This window comes from Pseudacidovorax intermedius, from assembly GCF_001476815.1.
Taxonomy (GTDB): Bacteria; Pseudomonadota; Gammaproteobacteria; order Burkholderiales; family Burkholderiaceae_C; genus Xenophilus; species Xenophilus intermedius_A.
Genome location: NZ_LDSL01000201.1, coordinates 1 through 3,902, shown reverse-complemented (window position 1 = coordinate 3,902; position 3,902 = coordinate 1). Strand labels below are relative to the sequence as shown.

Here is a 3,902-nt window from a genome sequence, read left to right as displayed (position 1 = left end):
GTTGTTCAGGGCGGACTAAGTACGCTAATGCTGCTCACCCGCTTCACCCAGAGCTTTCACTTGAAGCGCTTTGAGCAAAGAATCCATATTTTCATAATGCTCTAGAAGTTCAAGTCGGAGCGTTCTCATGTCAGCGCTGGTCATTTCTTGTTTTTTTCTGTTTCGTAGCTTACGAGAGAACCCGTCAACCTCCACGCGAACATGAGCGAGCAAATTGCGCTTAGGAATGGCTTCATGTATATACTTAATTAGGTGAGCGTCACGGTCTTTCAGTTCCGGAGAAACAGCCTTTAATATTTTACGAAGAAGCTCTAAGCGGTGAACGCTGGTATAAATACCATGATGTTCAAATAATTGGGATAAATCCTCAATCTTTTCAATTCTGCTAATTGCCTCTTGAAAATTATCGCGGATAGCTGAAAGATCCGATTTTATTTGCTCCAATGCCTTTGTCTTAGCCTCCTTGTTATCAGGCTCAATGGATGCAAGTAGCGCATCCATCACAATATGGTCAATGTCGCTTGTAGTTCCCATGACCATTCCGCGGGAATGATCGATATCTACGACCTTTTTAATGAGAGACTCAAAAACACCTACGCAAGTGTCCGGCAAATCTTCTCTGGTCGAACAAAAGACCCCTTGCACCTGGCGATTATTCACTAGCTCAATTAAGTCGCTAGCCTGAGACGAATAGAAAATTACATCCCTGTAGGGGATGAGCTGACGAACCTCAACAAGCCCTTCATCTCCCTTTTTTCCAGGTCCGAGATCGAAGTCCATCAGGATTAGATCGATATGATCGCTGTAGATGTCTTGACTCAGACATTCAACGGCCGCATCCACAGAGTCAACGAATTTCACCTGTAGCCTAAATCCTTCCGCTTTAACTTTGAAATCGATCCGGCTCTTTTGGTTTTGCACCAAATCTTGTTGATTTTCTACCCACAGAACATTAAAGTCCATTCTCATCGTGCCACCCTTATGGTGAAAAGCGCCCCCTTACCTGCGGGACCTGTATCCGCATGAATTGTGCCATTCATCTCTCCGAGAACCATGCGCACGTGGTACAGCCCTAAGCCTGAGCCGTCGGTAGTCGAGAATCCTTTCTCGAAAACTCGATCTAGGTTATCAATCAGTTTGTTAAAGCCGCGACCATTATCCAAAACCGCAATATGAATTGAGTCTTTCGACGGATGGGTAATAGAGAATTGTATTTTATTCGCTTTTGCTTTCCGTGCATTTGCTATAAGATTATCCACCACAACCGATATATCGATCGGTTTGAATTTCGTTTCGGGACCTGGGCCATCACGCTCAACCAAGATTTGAAGAGGGCCGAAGATGAAATCCTTCGCAACATCATTGATGTATTGTTGAATATAATCGCCAAGATCAGCCTTTATATATTCAGACTCAAGTCTGAAATTGGCTTTCGTGGCAAATTTCGATACCCCCATTATTTTCTTGTTTAACAGTGCTATTCGATCTATTGCACCCAGAACATCCTCTCGTTTTACGTCTTTCTGAGAAGATATCTGTACAAGAAAATTTTCAATTTGCTGATTGATATCTACCGCATACATCGTTACCTGATGATGGAGATTTAATATCGTTGCGGTGTCAAGCGTCGCGATAGACGTAAGAAAATAATTTCTTTTTCTCTCTTCTTCTAGCTGGACGGTGGTTCGGGATACCTTGTCTTCTGCGTCGGCGGCACGCCGCTCCGCCGCTTCTTTGGCGCGCCTTTCTTCATCGGCCTGGGTTCGTGCAAGCTCTTCGGCTTTCTTTAGCTGCGAAAATCTTTTCTCAGCATTCTCAATCGTCTTGAATAAATTCGCGTCTTTGGTCTTTTCTGCAATTGCACGCAAGGCTCCCAGCGAAGATTCGAATTGAGACGAGCGTTCATCTAGAATGCCGATCAACTCTCGGTTGTACTCCAGCAGCTCCACTTCTTCTGAGTCGACGAGCTTGGCGACTGCGGCGGTTACCCTTGCTCTTCCAGGATCAGTCAGGAGCCTTGAAATGTCGCTGGTGTTTTTATCTTCTTTGTCGATGAAGGTGACAGGAATAACATAACGCTCCAAGCGTTTGATACAGTGCTCTTGGATACATTTTTTAGTTCAATAACAGCTGGCGTTACAATTAATCCGGCGTCTCTACTGGAAGATTCTTCGAAATTGGCGTCGGTGCCGAATACATCGACGCGTCCAATTAATTCTCTAGTACCGAGAAAGCGCGAATAACCTTGTTGTTTTCTTCTGTCAATCCCAAACCAGTCGTCCCCATCTTCTCCGATTGGGAAGACTCGGAATCCGTTGCGAAAAAGAAATATGGAGCCAAATCGAATGGATGGCACACCCATGCGCTTCGCGAATGTCAGCTTCGCTGATTGATTCAAGAAAAAAACTTTGGCTCTAAAATTTGAGTTTGTTAAGAGAGGAAATTCGTTAGTTTCCTTGATGCGGTAGATTATCGAGCCTCGGTCGCTAAGCGTGCTGTCTATTCTCCCATCCTCCGAAATTTTAACTTCAATAAAGGTGGTTTTTTCTTGAAGGGTAGAAAATATGAAATTGCCAACAGGGCCATTAACAAGGAAATTAGGTGAGATATCTTCACCTTTCCTTTTAAAGGACTCTGCGGCAATTTTGTCTTGATTTTCTTGGTCTGGGCAATAAACAGTAATTTTGAAAGCGTCAGACTCTGAGCCGAATGGATTAATCAGCTTTGATAGCGCGGATTTGAGGCGGAGTACGTCGTCTCTAGTCCATCTCTTTCTCAAATCTGTAACTGTTAGTGACGTGCCATGGTCCAATGCGGGGATTGCTCTGGGCAGGTCAAATTTATTCGAATTAGCAGAATATTCGACTGGAATTGTTTCGAATCTGACAGAATGGTCAATATCAAATTTTGACCAATCAACATCCACCGTTTCTACATCTCCGGATGTCGCAACTCTGGATCGCGTTTGTAATTTAATTTTTCTTCCGAGGCGGTCCGAGGAAAATCGGCCGATTCCCTTGCTGCCAGCGTATCGCTTGTGCTCAGCGATCTCGTCTCGAAAATCTAGCGCCTTATCTCGTTTGGCAGAATATGCTACGAATAACCACTTTTTTTCTATTTCTTCTCTGGTCATTCCATCGCCATTGTCCGCCACGACAATTATTTCGTCATCGAAATAGATATCGACTCTTGTGGCCGATGCATCAAAGGAATTTTTGACCAGTTCAAATATGGCGACTTCATCATTCGTTATGAGTTCGCCGCCAAGAACACTTTTAAGCCCACTACTTACATCGAAGTGCAACGGTGGAGGAGGCTTATTTGCTGCAGTATCTTGTTTAGTCATTCGGTCAGCAGATTGACGAGTGATGCTCTGCGCTGGTTGTTTGCATGGGCACTAACTAAGTTGATGCTTGTCACGCTTATGTAATAGCTTGCTTACAGACGCATGCTATACGAGACGAGGTCTTGCTGCTATCCACACTTCCGCGCGAGACCGCACCTGACGGTGCACGCCAAGGCATCAGGCGGCGAGGTGGAATCACCTGGGAATCTGTGAGGGGGCAACCGAGAGGGTTGCTACGTTTGGGTAAGGGTGCCCGTATCCGCCGGGTCGCCAGGGGCAGGCGATGGCGCAGCACCGATCAAGACGCCTTGCGCTGACTAGCAAGGGCGCGCAGGTTGTTCGCCGCCAACTCCAGGGCGTCGGTTCCCCAGGTCACCGTGGCTCCCCACGGGCCGAGCTTGGCGCGCCCAAAGGTGGCGGCGGCGCCCAGCGAGCGCAGGCTGGGGTGGCGTTCGATGATGGGTTGAAGGTCCACCGTGAACTCGGTGCCATCTGCAAACGCCAGGTGGAGGCTGTGACCGTCGCGGTCGGCCTGGACGGCCGTGAGGGTCAGGGC

At 46.9% G+C, this 3,902-nt stretch carries 4 protein-coding genes; all 4 read right to left on the bottom strand.

Annotation, left to right across the window (positions count from 1 at the left end):
• Positions 1-24: 24 nt before the first annotated feature.
• A complete protein-coding gene (locus NS331_RS26435) occupies positions 25-969 on the bottom strand; it encodes a hypothetical protein (protein ID WP_153013025.1) in 945 nt (314 codons plus the stop codon).
• The gene (locus NS331_RS26430; protein ID WP_153013024.1) at positions 966-2,084 is read right to left on the bottom strand and encodes an ATP-binding protein; all 1,119 of its coding nucleotides are present in this window, start codon (positions 2,082-2,084) and stop codon (positions 966-968) included. The genes NS331_RS26435 and NS331_RS26430 overlap by 4 nt, the downstream gene beginning before the upstream one ends.
• Entirely contained in the window at positions 2,009-3,346 is a 1,338-nt protein-coding gene (locus tag NS331_RS26425; protein WP_153013023.1) for an ATP-binding protein, read from the bottom strand. Before NS331_RS26425 ends, NS331_RS26430 begins: the two co-directional genes overlap by 76 nt.
• Before the next feature lie 298 nt (positions 3,347-3,644).
• On the bottom strand, positions 3,645-3,902 hold a 258-nt coding region (locus NS331_RS24150; protein WP_242873876.1), incomplete at its 5' end, for a DUF2442 domain-containing protein.

Coding starts and splice junctions, on each gene's coding strand:
- NS331_RS26425 (WP_153013023.1), bottom strand. CDS start 3,346: ATGACTAAACAAGATACTGCAGCAAATAAGCCTCCTCCACCGTTGCAC.
- NS331_RS26435 (WP_153013025.1), bottom strand. CDS start 969: ATGAGAATGGACTTTAATGTTCTGTGGGTAGAAAATCAACAAGATTTG.